The 489-nt window shown below is 61.6% G+C and carries 1 protein-coding gene; it reads left to right on the top strand.

All coding sequences use genetic code 11. The features are described from left to right. Positions 1 to 69 precede the first annotated feature (69 nt). Positions 70 to 489 (top strand): transposase (locus tag ABG80_RS20055; RefSeq protein WP_160322616.1); only part of this gene is annotated, 420 nt, incomplete at its 3' end.

Raw genomic sequence — 489 nt, 5'->3', positions numbered from 1 at the left:
TGAAGTGTGGTGCGATATTTGCAAGGAAACAAATACCGGCCCCGCGCTTTCTTGCAAATTTGGCAGCCCATGAAGCCCCACACCCGCACCGCCCAGACCGCCGAGATGTTCCGTCCGCGCTTGGATGAGCAGCTCAACATGAAGCATCCGCTGATCCGCCTTGCCGGGCTGATGGACTGGGAGTTGATCGAGCATCACTTCGCGGGCCACTTCACTTCAGGCCGAGGTCGGCCAGCCTTGCCACCCCGCTTGGTGGGCGGTCTGCTGTACTTGCAGCACGCCAACGATGCCTCTGATGAGATGGTGGTCAACACCTGGCTGGAGAACCCGTACTGGCAGTTCTTCACCGGCGAGACCTACCTGCAAACCGAGCTTCCCATTGACCCGTCGAGCCTGACGCGCTGGCGCCAGCGCATTGGTGAAGAAGGCGTGGAGTTGCTGTTGGCCGTGACCATCGAGGCGGCCCGCGCCGCAGGCATGATCAAGCGC

Source organism: Aquabacterium parvum, from assembly GCF_001447195.1.
Taxonomy (GTDB): Bacteria; Pseudomonadota; Gammaproteobacteria; order Burkholderiales; family Burkholderiaceae_C; genus Aquabacterium; species Aquabacterium parvum.
This window is presented reverse-complemented; position numbering and strand designations above follow the sequence as displayed.